Source organism: Vreelandella zhaodongensis (assembly GCF_013415115.1).
GTDB classification, from domain to species: Bacteria; Pseudomonadota; Gammaproteobacteria; order Pseudomonadales; family Halomonadaceae; genus Vreelandella; species Vreelandella zhaodongensis.
Genome location: NZ_JACCDD010000004.1, coordinates 66,948 through 86,924, shown reverse-complemented (window position 1 = coordinate 86,924; position 19,977 = coordinate 66,948). Strand labels below are relative to the sequence as shown.

Annotated in this window: 15 protein-coding genes and 1 pseudogene; 4 read left to right on the top strand and 12 right to left on the bottom strand. The window is 52.3% G+C overall.

Annotation, left to right across the window (positions count from 1 at the left end; translation table 11 throughout):
• Positions 1 to 72 precede the first annotated feature (72 nt).
• Positions 73 to 1,008, bottom strand: a complete 936-nt coding sequence (locus HZS79_RS08530) for a cation diffusion facilitator family transporter (RefSeq protein WP_179927604.1) — start codon at positions 1,006 to 1,008, stop codon at positions 73 to 75.
• Between the two features lie 142 nt (positions 1,009 to 1,150).
• On the opposite strand from HZS79_RS08530, the gene HZS79_RS08525 reads away from it, so the two are divergent.
• The gene (locus tag HZS79_RS08525) at positions 1,151 to 1,669 is read left to right on the top strand and encodes a GNAT family N-acetyltransferase (RefSeq protein WP_179927603.1); all 519 of its coding nucleotides are present in this window, start codon (positions 1,151 to 1,153) and stop codon (positions 1,667 to 1,669) included.
• A gap of 178 nt (positions 1,670 to 1,847) precedes the next feature.
• Here HZS79_RS08525 and HZS79_RS08520 read toward each other — a convergent pair whose 3' ends face one another.
• Positions 1,848 to 2,405: a carboxymuconolactone decarboxylase family protein gene (locus tag HZS79_RS08520; RefSeq protein WP_179927602.1), complete on the bottom strand. Its 558-nt coding sequence runs from the start codon at positions 2,403 to 2,405 to the stop codon at positions 1,848 to 1,850.
• A 32-nt stretch (positions 2,406 to 2,437) separates the two neighbouring features.
• Complete coding sequence (locus HZS79_RS08515) at positions 2,438 to 3,763, bottom strand: aspartate aminotransferase family protein (RefSeq protein WP_179927601.1); 1,326 nt, start codon at positions 3,761 to 3,763, stop codon at positions 2,438 to 2,440.
• A gap of 188 nt (positions 3,764 to 3,951) precedes the next feature.
• On the opposite strand from HZS79_RS08515, the gene HZS79_RS08510 reads away from it, so the two are divergent.
• Entirely contained in the window at positions 3,952 to 4,839 is an 888-nt protein-coding gene (locus HZS79_RS08510) for a MurR/RpiR family transcriptional regulator (protein WP_162219076.1), read from the top strand.
• Positions 4,840 to 4,861: 22 nt separating this feature from the next.
• Here HZS79_RS08510 and HZS79_RS08505 read toward each other — a convergent pair whose 3' ends face one another.
• The 9 genes and pseudogenes from HZS79_RS08505 to HZS79_RS08465 all read right to left on the bottom strand — a co-directional run bounded on the left by HZS79_RS08505 (position 4,862) and on the right by HZS79_RS08465 (position 15,610).
• Positions 4,862 to 4,972, bottom strand: a complete 111-nt coding sequence (locus HZS79_RS08505) for a nitrite reductase (NAD(P)H) small subunit (RefSeq protein WP_371829566.1) — start codon at positions 4,970 to 4,972, stop codon at positions 4,862 to 4,864.
• A gap of 285 nt (positions 4,973 to 5,257) precedes the next feature.
• Positions 5,258 to 5,908: a YdcF family protein gene (locus HZS79_RS08500; RefSeq protein ID WP_179927600.1), complete on the bottom strand. Its 651-nt coding sequence runs from the start codon at positions 5,906 to 5,908 to the stop codon at positions 5,258 to 5,260.
• 8 nt (positions 5,909 to 5,916) lie between these two features.
• A complete protein-coding gene (locus HZS79_RS08495) occupies positions 5,917 to 6,627 on the bottom strand; it encodes an HAD family hydrolase (protein ID WP_179927599.1) in 711 nt (236 codons plus the stop codon).
• Entirely contained in the window at positions 6,620 to 7,768 is a 1,149-nt protein-coding gene (locus tag HZS79_RS08490; RefSeq protein WP_179927598.1) for an MFS transporter, read from the bottom strand. The genes HZS79_RS08495 and HZS79_RS08490 overlap by 8 nt, the downstream gene beginning before the upstream one ends.
• Positions 7,769 to 7,883: 115 nt before the next feature.
• Positions 7,884 to 9,605 (bottom strand): carbamoyltransferase family protein, encoded by a 1,722-nt coding sequence (locus tag HZS79_RS08485; RefSeq protein ID WP_179927597.1) that lies wholly within the window; start codon positions 9,603 to 9,605, stop codon positions 7,884 to 7,886.
• A gap of 302 nt (positions 9,606 to 9,907) precedes the next feature.
• Positions 9,908 to 10,885: pseudogene (locus HZS79_RS08480) on the bottom strand (IS30 family transposase).
• A gap of 393 nt (positions 10,886 to 11,278) precedes the next feature.
• Positions 11,279 to 11,668, bottom strand: a complete 390-nt coding sequence (gene nirD, locus HZS79_RS08475) for a nitrite reductase small subunit NirD (protein ID WP_179927596.1) — start codon at positions 11,666 to 11,668, stop codon at positions 11,279 to 11,281.
• Positions 11,669 to 11,711: 43 nt separating this feature from the next.
• Positions 11,712 to 14,219 carry a nitrite reductase large subunit NirB gene (gene nirB, locus HZS79_RS08470; protein ID WP_179927595.1) on the bottom strand — a complete coding sequence of 836 codons (2,508 nt, stop codon included), beginning with the start codon at positions 14,217 to 14,219 and terminating at the stop codon, positions 11,712 to 11,714.
• A gap of 2 nt (positions 14,220 to 14,221) precedes the next feature.
• Positions 14,222 to 15,610 carry an NAD(P)/FAD-dependent oxidoreductase gene (locus HZS79_RS08465; RefSeq protein WP_179927594.1) on the bottom strand — a complete coding sequence of 463 codons (1,389 nt, stop codon included), beginning with the start codon at positions 15,608 to 15,610 and terminating at the stop codon, positions 14,222 to 14,224.
• Between the two features lie 655 nt (positions 15,611 to 16,265).
• On the opposite strand from HZS79_RS08465, the gene HZS79_RS08460 reads away from it, so the two are divergent.
• Complete coding sequence (locus HZS79_RS08460) at positions 16,266 to 19,004, top strand: nitrate reductase (RefSeq protein WP_179927593.1); 2,739 nt, start codon at positions 16,266 to 16,268, stop codon at positions 19,002 to 19,004.
• Positions 18,964 to 19,863, top strand: a complete 900-nt coding sequence (cobA, locus tag HZS79_RS08455) for a uroporphyrinogen-III C-methyltransferase (RefSeq protein ID WP_179927592.1) — start codon at positions 18,964 to 18,966, stop codon at positions 19,861 to 19,863. Before HZS79_RS08460 ends, cobA begins: the two co-directional genes overlap by 41 nt.
• The last annotated feature ends 114 nt before the right edge of the window (positions 19,864 to 19,977 follow it).

Genomic DNA, 19,977 nt, shown 5'->3' with positions numbered 1-19,977 from the left:
CCATCGGCTAATGCCAGTCAGCCTTAACTGACTGGCATTAGGCCCACGGGCCGCTTTTTTAGTGGTGCGCGATTAAGCGTGTTTCTTCACTAGCTGCCCGCAGGAAGGCGCTGCCCAGCGATCATCTTCGGTGAAGACCACATCGCAGACAACAGGGGAGTAAACGAGGCGCACTTCTTCATCAATTTGCTGGCGTAGGACATCTTGATGGGCAAGCGTAGACGCATGAAATGCTTTGGGTAGCACCACATGAACCATGATATACAGCAGGCGGCCAGGGCGTACCATGCGAACCCGCACTTCCTGGGTGTCGATATCTGCAAGACCACGAGCAACCGCTTGGCGCACTGGCTCGGCGATTGCTTCGTCGGGCGTTTTATTGAGCAGCTCGCGCAGAGCCTGGGAGGCCATACGCACCGGTACGCCAAGGCATAGCAACACCACGGCCATCACCAGAAGTGAATCGACATAAGGTACGATTCCCCGCCAGTCTAAGCGCTCAAACAGCATCACCAAGCAGAATGCTGCTAACACGGCAGCTGAGATAATACTGTTTACCAACCAGTTGAGTTTGTCAGCAGCCACTAGCGGGCTACTAACGTGGCGCTGGCTGCGGTGCATGACCCAAGCGGTGAGTGAGCAAGCGGCCGTGGCAAACAGCGCATAGATAACGGCAAGCCCCGCTGAGATCTCTCGCCCACCTGTCAGTAGCGCAGCGATGGCGTCTACTAACGCAAAGATGGAAACGCCTAATATCAATAAACCTTTGCATAGGTTTACCAACGACTCGAAATAGCTATAGCCAAATGGGTAGGACTCGCTATCGGGTCGGCTGGCTAACTTGCTGACCTTGATGGTGACCAGCGCTACGCTAAAGTAGATAAGGTTAAATAATCCATCCAGCAAAATAGCCTGGGAGTTAGACGCCAACGTCGCAGTGATTCCTGCACAGCCAATCAGCAGTGCCATGAAAGCGGAAAACGCTAAGGTGCTGGACTCTTTTTTCACGAACTGTTGCTCCGAGATTGCCTAGCTAAGAGGCTGGCAAGCATAGCAATATCAGTGGCCGCAATGTCAGTGATTTGTTTACCCTGAGCCTATAGAAATAGCCTCTGATCGACCAACTTAGCACCCAGGGAGAAACGTGCTTATGTGTCACGCCAAGGATATAGCTTTTCAGCTCATTGCCCAGCAAGACGCTGCTGAACTGCTTCAGTTTGAGGTAGCCGAGCGGGTATGGTTTGAGCAGCATATAGAGACCAGAGTGGAACACTTCTACACGCCTGAAGGTATTCGCCAGCATATTAATGAGTGCTTGGCGTTAAATACCCAAGGACGCATGAGGCCGTTCATTATTCAACATCGAGGTGCGATAGTTGGGCGCGCCAACCTACGTGAGATAGGAAATGGTTACGCTAAGGTGGGTTATCGGATAGCCCAGCATGCATGTGGTAATGGGCTGGCGCAAAAGGCGCTGCACTATCTGATCAACGAAGCTCGCGGTGTTTATCAGCTTAAGGAACTCTCTGCTATTGTCTCTTTAGACAACCGCGCTTCACAGCGGGTACTGGAAAAAGCCGGGTTCGAAGTAGTAGAAAAGCTACCTGAGTATTCGGTGGTGGCAGGGCGGAAGCTTGACTGTGTGGTAATGCGAAAAATAGATGTGTAGTGCTTGGAAGCAAATGCATGTGCGTAACATTCACTATCTTCTAAGCATGCCTTATTTATTCAGGTCGCCATTATTGTTTCGGGATCTTTTAGATGAAAATCGCCGCCTAGATTAGGCGGCGATTTTATTAGTAGCTTACCCTGTCTAAGACTGACATTAGTTTTAGGGTCATGAGTGTCTACGAGGTTAGCGAAAAGAGCGCTGGCATTTTTTGCGCTTCTTTTTGAATATTGTCGTCGACCGGTGTGTCGTAAGTCTTGAGCAGGTAGCCCAACACCGAATAGAACCCTACCATAGCAATCAGGTCGATAACGGCCTTGCGTCCGATAGCATCTGCGAGCTCTGCTTCTTGCTCGGGGGGCAGCATTCGCTGGTCAAACAATGCATCCACCGCGTCGACGATAAGACCATCAACGCCTTCGGGGCGAGTTCTAATGGCTTCGATTCGTGCAGTGGAGAATCCTAGAGCGAGTGCTCGGCTAACATGGTGAGCCCATTCGTAGCGTGACCCCATGCGCAGGCCAGCGCGTAGAATCACCACCTCGGTTAATTCTGGCCCTAAGGCATTTTCCTTAACAACATGCTGGCGCAAAGGTGCCCAGGCGTTGAGTAAATCCGGGTGATGAGCCATGGTGCGATAGACATTGAGCGCACCGGCAAAGTCTTCGCGTAATTCTGCGATCTCGTTTGGCCAATCGGCATCAGCAATAGGCGGGCAGGGAGAAGAGGGCGTCATGGGTGAGCTCCATTCAGATAGGGTGCGTGACATCACTCGGCGATGGCGGCGTTGATGGCGTCGGCAATGCGCTCAATGATTAGGTCGACATCATCGGCTTCAATAATATAGGGCGGTGCCAGCAGGATATGATCACCGTGAATACCATCAATCGTGCCGCCCATAGGGTAGCTGATAAGCCCACGAGCCATGGCTTGTCGCTTAATCTTGGCGTGAATTTTTCGGCTCGGGTCGAAAGGTGTTTTCGTGTCTCGGTCCGCCACCAGTTCGATACCGCGAAACAGCCCTCTTCCCCGGATGTCGCCGACATAAGGGGATGCACCGAGAACGGCTTCCAAACCGCTTTGTAATCTCGCGCCCATGGCGTTTACATTGGCAAGTGTCTCGGGGCGCGCAATGATTTCAACCACTTTGTTAGCGGTTGCCGCGGCAACAGGGTGGCCGATGTAAGTATGTCCGTGCTGGAACAGGCCAGAACCGTTGGCGAAGCTGTCGTAAATTTTGCCGGACAGCATCACTGCGCCGATCGGCTGATACCCCCCGCCCAAGCCTTTGGCTATGGTGACGATATCCGGTATGACGTCGTCTTGCTCGCAGGCGAAGACCGTGCCGGTCCGCCCCATGCCGCACATCACTTCGTCGAGGATCAGTAGCACGCCATATTTGTCGCAAATCGCACGAACACGTTTAAAATAATCCGCGACAGAGGCGACAGCTCCAAGGGTGGCGCCTACGACGGGTTCGGCAACGAACGCCATCACTTCTTCAGGGCCAAGTTCCAAAATTTTTGCTTCGAGTTCGTCGGCAAGCCGAATAGCGTAAGCCTCAGGCGACTCATCGGCGCCTTTCTCGCGATAGGCATAGCAGGGGGAGACATGATGAGTTTCTGGCAGAATGGGCTGAAACTGCTTACGCCGCATCGCATTGCCACCGGTTGCCAACGCACCAATTGTGTTGCCGTGGTAACTCTGACGCCTGGCAATGATGTGTCTACGCTGGGGGGCGCCAATTTCCACGAAGTACTGCCGTGCCATCTTCAGCGCCGCTTCAACGGCCTCTGATCCACCTGACACGAGATAGACGTAATTCAATCCTTCAGGTGCCAAATTGACGAGTTTTTCAGCAAGCGCTTCAGCAGCGTCGGTGGTGAAAAACGAGGTGTGTGCGTAGCAGAGGTTATCAATTTGAGCGCGCATCGCCGCCAGTACTTCTGGATGGGCGTGTCCCACACTGGTGACCGCAGCGCCTCCTGAGGCATCTAGGTATCGGCGCCCAGAGGTGTCTGTAATGTAGACGCCTTGCGCCGACGCGGCATGAGGGAGGGTTGGGCCGATACTGCGATGAAGAATACGAGTCATGGAGACGGTTCCTTATGGTCACTTAGCGATGTGAGCACGCCATAAGGAGAAGATTGGCACAGTTTGGCTTGTGGTTGCAACATTTGAATCATTTGTGTTTTTGGTAAAACACATAGATCATTGTTTTTTTACAACAGTAACGTTTAAATCGGCGGCTGTTTTAACAAGCCGTATAAGAGGCAACACACATGCCGCAGCGCGACCCTTTAAGGGAGCAGATTATCGCCCAGTACGATGCCATGTCGCCGCAGCTCCAGCAGGCTGCCCGCTACGTGCTGGAACACCCGGATGAGGTGGCACTGGTTTCTATGCGCGAGTTGGCGCGCCATGCGGCGGTGCAGCCTGCCACCATGACGCGTCTTGCAAAGTTCCTGGGGAAGCAAGGATACGATGATATTCGCGAGCACTATGTGGCAGCGCTGCGGCGGGGAAGTGATGGCTTTGCCGCTAAAGTTCGCCAGCGAAACGAGGGGGCTAGAGCCTCGGCCAACGGCAATATCGCCGCGCATATGCTGCATGGGCTGAGTGCTCAGATTACTCGGCTCTGTGAGCCTGACTCACTGCAACGGTTGGAAGCCATCGCTAACACGCTGAAATCAGCGAGAAAAGTGTATGTGCTAGGCTTGCGCTCATGCCACTCCGTGGCGTGGCATTTCCATTACGTTATGTCATTGTTGGGGGACCGCTCGGTCCACCTAGATGGACCGGCGGGAACCGGCGGCGATGCGCTAATTCGTGCCACGCCCGAAGATGCCTTGCTGGTTGTCTCCGTCAAACCTTACGCAGTAGCGACACTGGAACTGACGCAGTTGGCAAAAGACAAGGGGCTGACGATTCTGTCGATCACCGATAGTGAAGTATCGCCACTGGTAGGGATGTCAAAGCAGACGATTTTTTGCCCCACGGAAAGCGACAGCTTTTTCCATACGTTAACGCCCGCCTTAGCCATCTCCGAAGTACTGTGCACCTTATTGGCAGAAGATGATCGGTCACAGGCACTCGATGCGTTGCAGCGGGCAGATGAGCATTTTTTGAGCCTGAATACCTACGCGAGCGCTATTCCTCGACGGGAGTAACGTCATCGAAAGCCGCTGTCAGTTATCCCTCCACCCATACCTCCTCGCCCCTAAACGCGACTTTCCAGGTACGCAGCTTAACGTTCTCATCCTCTAAGCATTGACCATCTTCAAGGCGAAAGTGTAGTTGCACCGGTTCCACTCACTATGCCACTAGTAAGTGTAGGGGCGCTCGTCGTGGGTCGAATTATCGTGCCTAAAGTGCCAATTCGTTGCTGGCGATAGCTGTGTGTAGCTCATAACTATTTTTTCCTCGCGGATTGTAATTATAAAATATAGATATACGCATCGCACTAATTAACCAGTTGACATGGATACACAATACGAGAGCAGCATTCTGAGCTGGGTAAGAAGCGGAATAGCAGGAAGGAAACATCTACTATCTAAGCCACATACCCGATCAGATGAGTCGTTATGGTTAGAGCTTTCCGATAGGGTAGTCCAAAAGGTGGCTACTAAACCCCTGATGGATTAATTCATGCCATGCTTGCAAGACATCATTAGGAATTGGCAATGAGGTTTGAAACCCTAGCTGCGGGTAGTGCTGTAGGCGGTGTAGGTCACCAACCATTTCATCAATTAGGCCAAGTACACCGACCTGATTAGAGATATCGTCGGGGAATGCAAGAGGAGGTGCATCAACTCCTGCACAAAGCTCTGGCCATTGGATAGGAAGGGTGTTCTGTACTCGGAGGATTGAATTGGGTTTAGTTACAAAAGTGGCACGACGGACAGTGGGGAAAAGCTCTCTAGAGAACGCAATATTTTCTGCAAAGTTCCTGGCCTTATTCTCTACCATCAGTTGGTCATCACGGATGCCATTGGATCGAGCTCGTGAATAAAACACTTCAGCCTCAGTGCTTGACCATAAGTGGCGAGTCCAGTTTCCGGTTTTCCCCGTAATCAACATCAGTGGAGCTATACCTTTTTCCAGTAGCTCGCAGGCATAGTCACACACTCTTACGTCGTATGAGCCACAAACCACGATCAGCTCACTATCATTTAAATAGGAAGCACCGTCACTTAGAAAGTCCCATAAAGTTCGAGCATATCGGATAGTTGATGTCATGATAGAGCTCATAGTGGATCAGAGGAAGGGTGAAAAACAATATGTGCGTTATCGCTACACGATTCGACATGATGCCCAGACAGGCTGCTAAGGCGTGGATGTAGCGTACAGAAATCCTCATGAAGCTCTATGGCGCCGCATTGCTTCAAATAAGGATCGTCTCCGATGGCAATGCAACTTGCACCACTCTGTACAGCAGCCTTTACCCCGCTCTGCGAATCTTCAAACACCAAGCAATTATCTGGCTCAATTCCAAGTTGGCATGCAGCCTTTAAATAACAGTCAGGGTTAGGCTTGCCGTTCGTAACATCCTCGCGGCTGATAATTGTTTTGAACACCCCCTCCAGTTTGTGGAGACGCAGGATAAAGTCAATTCTCGCCGTCCAACTACTAGTGACTAGAGCAATAGGTACTTGGCTCCGCTGTAGCTTTTTAAGCAGAGTGGAAACGCCAGGCACTAATGAGCAGGGTGATGTTTCTTCAAAAGTATCGACGCGTTGTTTTATCACTGTGCGGAGATGCTCAGGGAATTCGCCAAATAGCGCGTTTAGCGTATAATCCCCAGGGCGTCCATGTATGTGTTTTTGAATGTCAGTATTAGTTAGCTTTACGTCATAGGCACTAGCAACATATGCCCACGACTTCTCAATAACATCTCGAGACTGGACAAGAACGCCATCCATATCAAAGCAGACGGCTGAAAAGATTCTTTTACCCATGTTTTTCTCCTTTTAATCGTGTGGCTAGATATGCGGTGAGTGCGCCGGAGAGAGCAAAGGCGACCATCAGGTAATATGCATGAATAGCTATATTGTCGAATAGCCATCCTACTATTGGTATCATCAGACCCATTGGCAGTGCTACTGCAACTGAGTAGTAAAGCCCTTGTGTCAGTGTGTGCAAAGAACTCGGAGCATAATCACGAATGTAGCGCATAACTGCGGAATGATAGGCGCCGAAACTTAAAGCGTGGAGTAGTTGACCGAATAAAATTAATACTAAACTGCTTTCGAACAAGGCCAAGGCCCAGCGCAATGCAGCAAAAAGCCCAGAAAGCATAATCACCGTCAACGGCGAAACCTTACGAAGCACCCCCCCAGATAGTGCGAAATAGATAATTTCAGCAATAACAGCGACAGCCCAGAATATACCAACCCAGGTTGATGAATAACCCAGTTGTAGCCAATAGTTTGATGCTGTAACAAAGTATAGGCAATGACTCAACTGAATCAACCCTGCCGAGCAAAAACATAGTAATAAAGCGGGGTGATGGCGCAATTTACGCCAGTCTGGGGGATGATGTTTTCGAATTTCAGCTTCAGGAGTTACTATCTTGTTGGGGTGGGTTTTAGATAAAAAAGAGCAGGAAAGCGCAGTTAGCGCCATACAAGTAGCGACCAGACTTGGAACTATATTCTGACCAAAAAGTGTGAGCAATCCTCCTCCACAAATCGATAGCACTATAAAGGAGAGCGACCCGACGGCACGAACCCTACCGTAGTCGATTTCTTTTTTTCTCTCTTTTGCCAAGAGGTAAGTTTCACTTAATGGCAGTACTGAATTCCACATCCCACCATACAGTGCTGCTAGGGCTAAGTATAAATAACTGTTATGTGGAAGATAGAATAGAGCAATACATAATGTCGATAGCAATGCGGCAATACTTGCCAGCCGCAACTGGCAGAATCGCCAGTCTGCAAGGTAAGCCAAACTCAAGCCAACGAATATTTGTGGCCAATAGGCAGCACCTAGAAGAACCCCGATTTCACCATGGCTGTATCCAATTGATTTCAACCAAATCGGCCAGAATGGATAAAGAATACCTTCAGCTGCAAAATAGAATAGATAGACGAGATACACCAACAGCCCCAGGTATTTGTGATGTAGCATTTCTAGACTTGTTGCACGAACCTAGAAATGCCATAGAAAAGCTAGCTAATAGCTACCGAGTACATACTCGCACACTTTTTACTTTTTACTCAAAATATAACCTTGCCATATTGTTTTCCCCTTTCTTCCACACTAGAGTTTTTTCGCTCAATACCACAAAGTCAACCATTCTATCTCGCAGTGCATCAAAGGCATCACGAACATCACAAACAATTGGCTCCTCATGTTTATTGAATGAGGTGTTGATTAATGCCGGCTGTCCACTTTCTTGGTACCAGCCTAATAGAAGTGAGTGGATAAACGGATCTGATTCAGGACGAATTACTTGAGGCCTAGCAGTACCATCAACATGTACTACCGCTGGACATCTCTCGGCTAACTCTGGGTGACAGTCATAAGTCATGGTCATAGAATCAGAAACCACATGGTCTTCTCGCCACCCCAAATAGCAGCTTGAAGCATGCTCCAGTGCAGTGACAGGAGCAAATGGCATAAATTCTGTTCGCCCCATACGCTTGTTTAGCCAATCATTAACATCAGCATCAGCCGCATGATAAATAATGCTGCGATTACACAGAGCTCGTGGACCAAACTCCATCTTTCCTTTGAATACGCCCAGTACTTGGTTGTTATTTAGAGCTTCGACTAGGGTGGTGATCATATCTTCAGGTTGGTAGGACATCAGCTCAGGATATTCGTTTTCCAGTATCGCCAAATTGTCCTGTTCCCCCCCTGCATCGGGTCCAAGTTTCATACTCTGATTTTTGTATCTTGTTCCATCTTTTAAGTAAGCAGCTCCGACTGCTGCAGCGAGAGGTAAGCCCCCATCGCCCATGCACGGAAGCACATATACATTATTTACTCTATCAACCTCTTGTATGCGCTGGTTTAGTTTCACATTGCCAAATACCCCGCCAGCCAAGCATACATTTTCGTTCCCAGCCGTACCAATGTGACGGCGTACGATGTCTGCCAATATGTTTTCCATATGCTGTTGTGCGGCAGCGGCGACATCCTCCGGCTTTTCACGAGAAATGATCTCTTTTAAACTACTACTGTATCCATTGTATGACGGTTGATAGTTATCTCCGCAGTTTGCTCTAAGCCCCCCGTCCTTTATATCAATCATTCGTTGCATCAGTGGCAACAGTTTCTCTGGGTTCCCATAAGGAGCGAGCCCAGTGACTTTCCCCTCATGACGGTTAGGCTTAAACCCAAGTAAGTGTGTAATACGACCATAGAAATAACCTAGGCTATCTATTGTAGTCTCCCTTTGCAAAACCTCGCAGCCACCCTCGGAATAGCGACTTACTGTAAGGGACTGGAAATCACCGCGGCCATCACACGTAATCACCAATGCATCATTGAACGGAGAGCAAACGAATGCCCCCAAGGCATGGCATTCATGATGGTCAATATAGAAGGCTTTATCAATCAGGTTGTGTTTAGTTAAAAATTCATCGAACTCCTGCCTTTTTTGCTTGTCATTTCGAATTTCGTCATTAATGCGTTTTCTTATCCAAAGTAGCCCGTCGAGGTTATCTCTAGTTTCATCAACGATACGGTCAAAGTACAGTGGCAGGTGTTTCTCAGCATTAAACCCGGAGTTCCAGCCGTAAGAAATACAATCAACTTGGTTTAGGTCAATACCTCCAATACTAAGCACGTGGTCAATTGAGCGGGATGGCCAGACAATATCGTTCTTCTTACGGGTAAAGCGTTCTTCACTAACGGCTGAAACTACATAGCCATCACGAACCAAACAAGCACCTGCAACATCATTATTGGCGATGCCTAATATATTCATGTCAATCTCCTGATATTTATCAAATAATGTAGTCATCAATTGATTAAGTTAAAATTTCTCTTAGTGTTATGGATGATGAAGGGGTGTTAAGTTATATGAAGCATGGTGTTGGAAAGTGCATCCAGGGCGCTCTCATTGATCTGTCGCATAGCCACTATCGACGGAGCTTTAAAACAAATGATCTTCTTTAGTTATAATTTATAATATAGCACTAAGAGAAGTAGTGGTTCTGTAAGATATTGCTGAAAATTCTGTAAGAAATATCTTACAGAATTCGGCGGTCTCAAGTTACAAGCGCAACACTATTGAAAGGTGCTCGGGCCAGCGACCGATTTCTTGAGCACCTCGGCGTAAACTTCCAGTGGCATGCGCGGCCGCGTATCCAGTGAGTCGGCGATCTCGTCGAGTTCTTCCTGGCTGTAGACGGAGAGGTCCGTGCCCTTCGGCAGGTACTGCCGCAACAGCCCGTTGGTGTTCTCGTTGGAGCCTAGCTGCCATGGGCTATGCGGGTCAGCGAAGTAGATCGCCGTACCGGTCTTCTGCGTGATGTCGGCATGTTTCACCATCTCTCTGCCCTGGTCGTAGGTCATGGACAGACGCAGGGCGCGCGGCACCTCATTGAGCTTGTCGCTGAACCCGACGGCTGCCGCCGTGGCCGTGGTGCCATCCACTTTCACCAGGATCACCAAGCGCGTGGTGCGTTCCACTAGCGTCCCGACGGCGAGCGATTGTTGGCGCCAATGATGAGATCGCCCTCCCAATGGCCAGGCATCAGGTGGTCTTCAATCTCAGGTGGCCGCATGTGGATGCTGAACAGGTCGGGGATCTGCTGGTATCGGCCGACGCTTGCCGTTGCCCTGACGTAAGCAGGAGATGAGCTCCTTCTTAAGGCTGCAACGGGGCATCACATAGAGCGCGTTGTAAATGGCCTCATGCGAGACCTGGCGACGTGAATCAGGAGACATGAGCTTCATTGTGCGGGCTATCTGTTGCGGTGACCAGTACTTGCGCAGCAGGTAGACCACCGCCTCGAAAAGCTCCCGGTCGGGATGCAGCTTGGGACGCCGACGTGGCCGATGTCTTGTCAGACGAGCCCTGTAGCCCGCCAGGCCGGCATCGTAGCCCTTGGTCGGACTGATCGTGTGGCGAGCGATTTCTCGCGATACTGTACTCGGAGCACGGCCCAGATGAGTGGCGATGGCCCGGGGCGGATGAGTCGCTCGCATCATCATGATAGCGGCTCGGTCTTCAGCAGAGAGATGGCGATAGCAGTGAGTCATGACAACACCGTACCTGATGGGTCACGTGTTGCACTTGGTCATTGAGACCGCCCCCGTTGATAAACATGTTTACTGATCAGGTGAAATACTTGGTCGATGAAATGTAGAGCTTGATTCTGTCTGTTAGCAGTGAGCTGGCTCTGGTTGTTACGGGGGCAGCAGAAGATGCAATTATAATGGCTGTTTAGAAAAAAAATTAATAGTTCGGAGGTTGTAGAGACTTATTACGAGCGCTTTAGTTGTTTGGAGGTTGATTATTTGATTACATAGGGTTTTTCTACATAAAAAAACAGCGGCAACACATTGCCTCAATAATTACTTAAGCTAATGTCTCGCCACTGTTGTCAGATCAACAAAAATATAGTTAGCCACAGTTACTGCTGTGGCTAACTACTATTTCTCCACCCATACCTCCTCGCCCCTAAACGCGACTTTCCAGGTACGCAGCTTGACGTCCTCATCCTCTAAGCATTGGCCATCTTCAAGGCGAAAATGCTGCTTATAGAGTGGCGAGGCAACCACCGGGCTGCCTTTAACATCACCGATAATGCCGCGGGCAATGACGTTAGCGTTAGAAAACGGATCAAAGTGGTCAAGGGCGTAGAGCTCTTTCTCCTGTCCCTGGGAACGCTGCCTCGGTAAGTAGAAAATGGCCACTTGGGCAGGGCCTTCTGACGTGTTCAGCCAAGCAGCGACGCCGGAAAATGCCACTAAGTCAGCTTTAGCGCAGAGCGGCTGCCAGGTGTCGGTGCTCACGGTGTGTTTGAGGGCGGTCGCGGTCATCAGTTACCTCATTGGCGTTGTCTGGTTTGGGGTTATTTAGTGTTTAAGCGGGACGTAGCTGGCCGCGCTCGGACGTCATAATGATTGACGGGTCGGGACGCGCATCGTTGACGAAGCTACGGAAGCGTTTGAGTTTGTCTGGGTCGCTGATGGCGTTGGCCCATTCGCACTGGTAGCTATCGACAACATGCTGCATTTGCCGCTCCAGCTCGCTATTAATGCCCAAACTATCTTCCAGAATGACCTCTTTAAGGTACTCAAGCCCACCGTCGAGATTTTCCCGCCACACCGAGGTGCGCTGCAGTCGGTCGGCGGTGCGTACATAAAACATCAAGAAGCGGTCAATGGTGCGGTAGAGCTGCTCGTCGTCCAGGTCAGTGGCGAACAGCTCAGCGTGGCGAGGGCGCATGCCACCGTTGCCGCACACGTAGAGGTTCCAGCCGTTTTCGGTGGCGATAATACCGATATCCTTGCTCTGAGCCTCGGCGCATTCCCGGGTACAGCCTGAAACACCAAACTTAATCTTGTGGGGCGCGCGCAGGCCTTTGTAGCGATTTTCCAGTTTGATGGCCATGCCGACGCTGTCCTGCACACCGTAGCGACACCACGTGCTGCCGACACAGGACTTCACCGTGCGTAGTGATTTGCCATAGGCGTGGCCGGTTTCAAATCCTGCCTCAATGAGCTCGCCCCAGATAGCGGGGAGGTCTTCTAAACGTGCGCCGAACAGATCGATGCGCTGGCCGCCGGTGACTTTGGTGTAAAGCTGGTACTTCTGGGCCACTTGCCCGAGCACGACTAACTTATCGGGAGTGATTTCACCGCCTGCAATGCGCGGCACCACCGAGTAGGTACCGTTTTTCTGCATATTGGCCATAAAGGTGTCATTGGTATCCTGCAGCGGCACGTGAGCAGCATCGGTGATTGGTTCGTTAAAGCAGGATGCCAAAATAGAGGCGACGGCGGGCTTACAGATGTCGCAGCCCAGGCAGTGGGTGTCTTGATTGCCGTGTTTTTCGATCAATTCGCTGAAGGTTTTGATGCCTTCCACGCGCACAATATCGTAAAGCTCCTGGCGGGTATGGGCGAAGTGCTCGCAAATCGATTTATCAACTTCTACGCCGCGGGCTTCTAGCTCGTGGTCGACCACGCTTTTGAGCAGTGCGGTGCAACCACCACAGCCTGTGCTGGCTTTGGTCGCCCCTTTGACGTTGGCAAGATCAGCGGCACCGCCATCAATGGCGGTGCAGATATCGCCTTTGGTGACGTTATGGCATGAACAAATCATCGCGGTTTCCGGCAGCGCGTCTGGGCCTAGTGCTGGGGCGGCTCCGCTCTGCTGGGGAAGAATCAACGAGGCTGGCTCTTTGGGCAGCTCAATGCCGTTGGCGTAGTACTGTAAGAGGGTGTCGTACGCGCCGTTGTCGCCGACTAACATTGCGCCCAGCAGCTTTTTACCATCACTGGTTACCACCATCTTGCGATACACCTGGGTGATCGGGTCGAGATAGCGAAACATGCGCGCACCGGGGTTTTGGGTGCCATGGGCATCGCCGATAGAGCCCACATCTACGCCCAGTAACTTCAGCTTGGTGCTCATGTCGGCACCGCTAAAGTGTGTATCGCCGCCAGTGAGGGTGGAGAGCGCCGCTTTGGCCATTTGGTAGCCAGGGGCGACTAAACCAAAAATACTCTGGTTCCACAGCGCGACTTCGCCAATGGCAAGAATGGCGGGGTCGCTGGTGCAGCATTGGTCATCAATAACCACGCCGCCGCGCTCGCCAATGTTCAAACCGCATTCGCGTGCCAAGGTATCTTGTGGACGAATGCCTGCTGAAAACACAATCAGGTCGGTTTCCAGCACTTTGTCATCCTGGAACACCATGCGCAGGCGGCTGGTCTCGCCAGGTTCGATACGTTGGGTAGCTCGCTCGGTAAGCACCTGGACGCCCAGAGCTTCAATTTTTTCCTTGAGTAGCTCACCGCCTTCGTTATCTACCTGCATGGGCATCAAACGTGGTGCAAACTCCACCACGGCAGTATCTAAATTAAGGTCGCGTAGCGCATTGGCGGCTTCCAATCCAAGTAATCCACCCCCAACGACCACACCGTTCGTAGCGTTTTTTGCTGCTGCTTGAATGGCGTCCAGGTCATCCAGCGTGCGATAGACCAAACAGCCTTCGCTGTCGTTGCCGGGAATGGGCGGCACAAACGGGAAGGAGCCGGTGGCCAGAACGAGCTGGTCATACGGGTAGCTGCCCTGGGCAGTGATGACGGTTTGCTGTTCGCGATCAATGCGAGTGACCGCCTCACCGCTGCGCAAAGTAATGCCATGGTTGGTGTAGTAATCGGCCTCGCATAGTGCAAGCGAATCGGCATCGCGGCCGCTAAAGTACTCCGAAAGATGCACGCGATCGTAAGCGCGGTGGCGCTCTTCGCCAAAAATCGTTACTTCGAAACGCTCAAGCGCACCGCTCTCCACTAGCTGCTCAGCCAAGTGGTGGCCGACCATGCCGTTACCAATAATGATCAGTTTTGTTGGGGTTGCCATGGTTATGCCGCCTCTGAGGTCGGTGGGTGAGAAGAGGATGGAGAAGACGATGATGAGGAAGCAGGACTGTTCGCGTTATCAGCGTGCTCGGTTTGCAGTACCTCGGCATCGGCAGGGCCAAACAGTAGTGCTTGGCGGCAAGCCGTAAGGTCAGCACTTGCCAATGCCTGTTCGAAATACCAAGGACCGTGGCGGGTATCGCCGTAGAGCACCGCCCCTTCAAGTTGGCCATCGCGCAGCAGCAGACGACGGTAGTCGCCGCTTTCTGGGTCGCGGTAGCGCAGTACGTCGTGCTCGGGGCCTGCTTCGGTAGGGCCAAATGCGAAGAGCGCTACGCCGCTGACTTTCAATTTGGTAGCAGTAGGGGCTTCTTGATAACCATCAGGTGTTTCGCCGCACAGCACGGCTGCCAACACGTCAACCTGACGCCAAATCGGCTCCACTAGTCCATAGGTGTGCTGCTCAAATTGGCAGCATTCTCCCAGGGCTGCGATATGCGGGTCAGACGTGGTCAGGTGCGCGTCAACCACAATGGCACGTTCGCAGCGAAGCCCCGCTTGCTGCCCCAGCTCTACATTGGGCGTAATGCCCGCCGCGACAATCACACTATCTGCGGGTAAGCGGCGGCCATCGTTCAGCATGACCGTCTTGACGTGTCCGTGGCCGTTATCTTCCAGCGCAGCAAGCGAGGCGTTTGTTTCAATGTGGAGACCACGCTTACTCAGAGTGTTCTCCAGCAGTTGGGCGGCGGTTTCATCCAACTGACGATTCATTAAACGCGCGCTGCGTTGAAGCACGCTAACCGAGAGCCTTTGAAAGGGTTCTTGATAGGGTTTTTGATAGGGTTCTTGAGAGAGCGACTGCTCGCTGCGCTTGCGCAGGCCTTCGGCGGCTTCCAGGCCAAGCAGGCCGCCGCCGATAACAACCGCATTGCCGCCACGTTGAGCGATGGCTTCTAGGGCGGTGGCATCTTGCAAGTCGCGAAAGCTATGGACGCCTGCTAGCTCAATGCCGGGAACATTGGGTATCGCTGGTCGTGAACCCGTCGCGATCACTAAGCGATCGAAATCCAGGCAGCGGTCGCTCTCCGTAGTAATACGGCAGTTGTCGCGATCAATCATTACTACTTTTTCGCCGAGCAGCAGGGTAATACTCTGTTCGGCGTACCACGCTGGGTCACGGAAAGTAAGCGAGTCAGTGGCAAGCTCACCCGCCAATAAGGGGGAAAGCAGTATTCGGTTATAGGCAGGTACAGGCTCTTCACCAATAACGGTGATACACGTTGGGCGCTGTGGGTGGCGCACCAGCGCTTCAATTAGGCGATGGCTGGCCATGCCGTTGCCAATGATAATTAGGTGGTCGATAGATGCGCACCGGGAAGCGGTTTCCATAGGTGGCTCCTTGCATTCAGCATGTGTGTCGAGCAATAAAAAAACGCCCCTGACACTGCCCTTCGTTAAGAAAGGTGTGTCAGGGGCGTCGTTGCCCGTTAGCGTCGTTAAGTCACGTCGTTGAGTACGCTGTGCAACCGCCGTTGGCTGCCAAGTTGTCTCATATGCTCAGTACGCAGCAAAAAATTAGCCAGCCACTCCCTTGATATGAGTTAATTCTTTCTAATCAGTTGCTTATATTTTGTCGTGCCAACAAGCCCACGCTTGAGTAAATAAGTAAGCGCACACGATTGGTGCGTTTGGCGAGTACTGCGCACGGTAATAGAACGCCCGTGGTGAAACCGCGGGTATTGAACGTGCTATCAAATAGGTTGGCTTTTTATTATAAAATTTTGTTTTTATTTATTATTTTGTTTTATATGGTGGTTTGGGCTTATTGCTTGCAGTAATGTTGATAACAAGTAATAACGGCTCATTGCAGTGTATTAGCCAAATAAAACACAACGACTAATCGCAACGAACAACACTAACTGCAGCAAACCACTGATGAGTATGGCACCAAGGGTGGTGCCCCTGAGACAACGGCGTCCAGGCAGGCTTCTTTTGAGGAGCTCGCTTGGACGCTTTTTGCTTTTTAACGCCGGAGGAAAACGCAATGCCAAAGGCTAATCGGCTCGCTGAAGGTGACGTCCGCACCACATGCCCCTATTGCGGTGTTGGCTGCGGAGTGAAAGCGACGATAGACAGTGGCAACGTCATCGCTGTGGAAGGGGATCGTGAACATCCTGCTAACTACGGGCGCCTGTGTGTCAAAGGCACGGCCCTGCATGAAACGCTGGGTGTGCACGGCCGCTTGCAACACCCTCGGGTGGATGGACAAGACGTTTCCTGGGAGCAGGCGTTAGCCGAAACGGCACGGCGTTTACAGGCGCAGCGTAATGCGCATGGCAATCATACGGTTGCCGCGTATCTTTCGGGACAGCTGTTAACGGAAGATTACTATGTGGCTAATAAGTTATTTAAAGGCTTTTTAGGCACGCCGCATCTGGATACCAATTCGCGGCTGTGTATGGCGTCAGCGGTGGCGGGCTACAAGCGCGCTTTTGGCGCCGACGCGGTGCCCTGTAACTATGAAGATTTAGAAGAAGCGGAATTGGTAGTGCTGGTTGGCTCGAATCTGGCCTGGAATCATCCGGTGCTTTATCAGCGCCTGAAAGTTGCCAAAGAGCGCAACCCATTGATGCGTGTGGTGGTCATCGACCCAAGGGTGACCGATAGCTGTGAAATTGCCGATCTTTATCTTGGTATTCGGCCGGGCAGTGATGCTTATCTGTTCAACGGGCTGCTGGCGTGGATGTCAGCACATCACCGGTTGGACAGCCTCTACCTTGAGCGTCATACCGAAGGGTTTAACGAGGCATTAAGCGCTGCTCAGCAGAGTGCCAGCAGCGTGAATGATGTCGCAATAGCCTGTGACGTCGACCCCGAGCGCTTAGAAACCTTTTACTACTGGTTTGCCAGCCAGCTGCATGTTGTCACGCTCTATTCTCAAGGGGTTAATCAATCCACCAGTGGCACCGATAAGTGTAATGCCATCATTAATTGTCACTTGGCGGGCGGTAAACTTGGCCTGCCGGGGGCTGGACCGTTTTCAATCACTGGCCAGCCTAATGCGATGGGCGGGCGAGAAGTGGGTGGGCTTGCCAATCAGCTGGCTGCGCATATGGACTACCACACCCCCGGTGCGCTTGATCTGGTCAGTCGCTTTTGGGCCACTGAACACTTAGCGCCTACGCTGCCGGATGCCCCCGGCCATAAAGCGGTTGAGCTGTTTGATGCCATTGACCGTGGTGAGATTACGGCGCTGTGGGTAATGGCTACCAACCCGGCCGTTAGCTTGCCGGATGGCGCAAAGATACGCCGCGCGTTGGCAGCGTGTCCGCTGGTAATTGTATCGGAATGCGTTGCTAACACTGATCTGCTGCCCTATGCCGATATTGTGCTACCCGCGTCAGGTTGGTCGGAAAAGGATGGGACGGTCACCAATTCTGAACGGCGAATTTCCCGCCAGCGCGGCATGCTGACACCGCCTGGTGAAGCTCAACACGACTGGTGGATTATCTGCGAAGTTGCTAAACGCTTGGGGTTTGCTGAAGCGTTTAGCTACTCCCATCCATGGGAAATTTTCGACGAGCACGCACGGCTCTCCGGTTTTGAAAACAGTGGCACGAGCAAGCGATTGTTTGATATCTCAGCACTGGCAGGCAAAGGGCGGGACGCTTATGATGCGCTCTCGCCGATTCAGTGGCCGGTTAATCAATCTGCGCCTCGGGGCACGCCAAGGCTGTTTGAAGAGGGTGTGTTTGCCACGGCCAATGGCCGAGCTAAGCTATTGCCGATTACGCCACGGTTGCCAGAACAGGCGCTCAGTTCGACCTATCCGCTGCGACTGAATACTGGGCGTGTGCGCGATCAATGGCACACCATGACCCGCACCGCCAGAGCGCCGCGGCTGATGAATCATCGGGCAGAGCCGTTTATTGAACTGCACCCTGTGGATGCGGCCAACGCGGGCGTAGCTGACCAAGGGCTTGCGATGCTGACGGCAGCTGAAGGTGAGTACCGTGGGCGAGTACGTATTTCAAACGCCCAGCGGCAAGGGGAAGTGTTTGTGCCCATGCACTGGACCGACTGCTTCACCAAGCAGGGCCGAAGCGGCGCACTGATCACTGGCTATACCGACCCTGTGTCTGGCCAGCCAGAAACCAAGCAGGGCGCAGTGGCATTAACGAATCTGCCCATTGATTGGCAAGCAACGTTGCTGGTGGCCAACGACCAAACCCGTACGGATACCCCCAGTTGGTGTAAAAATGCTTATTGGTCGCGTATTCCTATGGGTAACTGCGAGCGTTGGCAGCTCGCTGATACGGCACCGGTCAGCGATTGGCTAGCAACGGTGGAGTCGTGGCTCGATGTTCCTGCGTCGCTGTGGTGCGACGATAGTGGTAGCGGCAGACTGCGCGCAGCAGGAATAGTGAATGGCCAGTTACGCTGGTGGCTAATGGTAGGGCCACCGCAAGAATTACCGGGGTTTGCTTGGCTTGAGGCGCGCTTTAACGACGTGGCGCTAGACCTTCACCATCGCCAACGGCTACTGGCAGGTTGCGATGATGGTGCGGTAGATGCGGGACCCGTGGTGTGTAGCTGTCATCAAGTAGGACAAACCTCTATCATTAAGGCAATTCGTGGGGGCGATATCAGTGTGGAAGCCCTTGGTGCCCGTCTGGCTTGTGGTACTCAGTGCGGCAGTTGTATTCCAGAATTAAAATCATTACTTGAAGAGGAGCGTCCAAATGCGTGCGCTAAGCAAACAACTCACCCAGAAATGGCTTGAGGCCTTTATGCGCCTCAGCCAGCGGGTGTTAGCGCCCTTTGGCCGCGAATCAGCCACGCGCTTAAGCCTTCCGCTTAGCGGCGAATGCCGTTCTGGGACAGTGTATTTAGTCGGTGCAGGTAGTGGGGATATGGAACTGCTCACCTTGAAAGCAGCACGTCTGTTAATGCAGGCCGATGCGGTAGTGTATGACCGCTTAGTGGGTGACGATGTGCTGGGGCTGATACCGTCAGGCACTGAACGCTATTACGTGGGAAAAGCAAGCGGGCATCATAGCGTGCCTCAAGATGAGATAGGCGCGCTGATCGTCTCGCTTGCCCAGGCGGGTAAGTCGGTTGTGCGTTTGAAAGGTGGCGACCCAGGCGTGTTTGGGCGCATGGGTGAAGAATTGGGTGCGTTAGCAAATGCCTCAATATCCGCCGAAATAGTACCGGGCATTACCGCTGCCTCGGCAGCCGCTGCGGGGATGGGTATTCCGCTAACAGATCGTGGCCACGCCCAGCAGCTGCGCTTTATTACGGCGCAACTGTGTCGAGAGGGCGGCACGCCGGACTGGACCAACCTTGCCCGTCAGGATGAAACCCTGGTGTTCTATATGGGGCTTTCCAAAGTAGACGCTATCTGCCATGGCCTACGCCAAGCGGGTCTGCCGGATACGTGGCCCATTATGTTGGTGGCCAATGCTAGCCAGCCCGAACAGCAATCGTTGGTGGGCACGTTGGCGGATATGCCCGTGCGACTCGCTGCTCAACCGTTACCCTCGCCATGCCTGATTATGGTGGGCAGCGTGGTGAGCATGGTGGCAGACAGTCCCGCTGGGAGCACGTTGGCCACCAATGGTGATCAAACGTCATCGTAAGGTGACGGGAACTTGATCAATCTCATTTGGTCATAGAAGCGGCTAAACAAATAGGAATGGCAGCAACAGTAGGGGCAAGACAAACTACTGCGCTGCCAGATAAGCGTTTGTTAA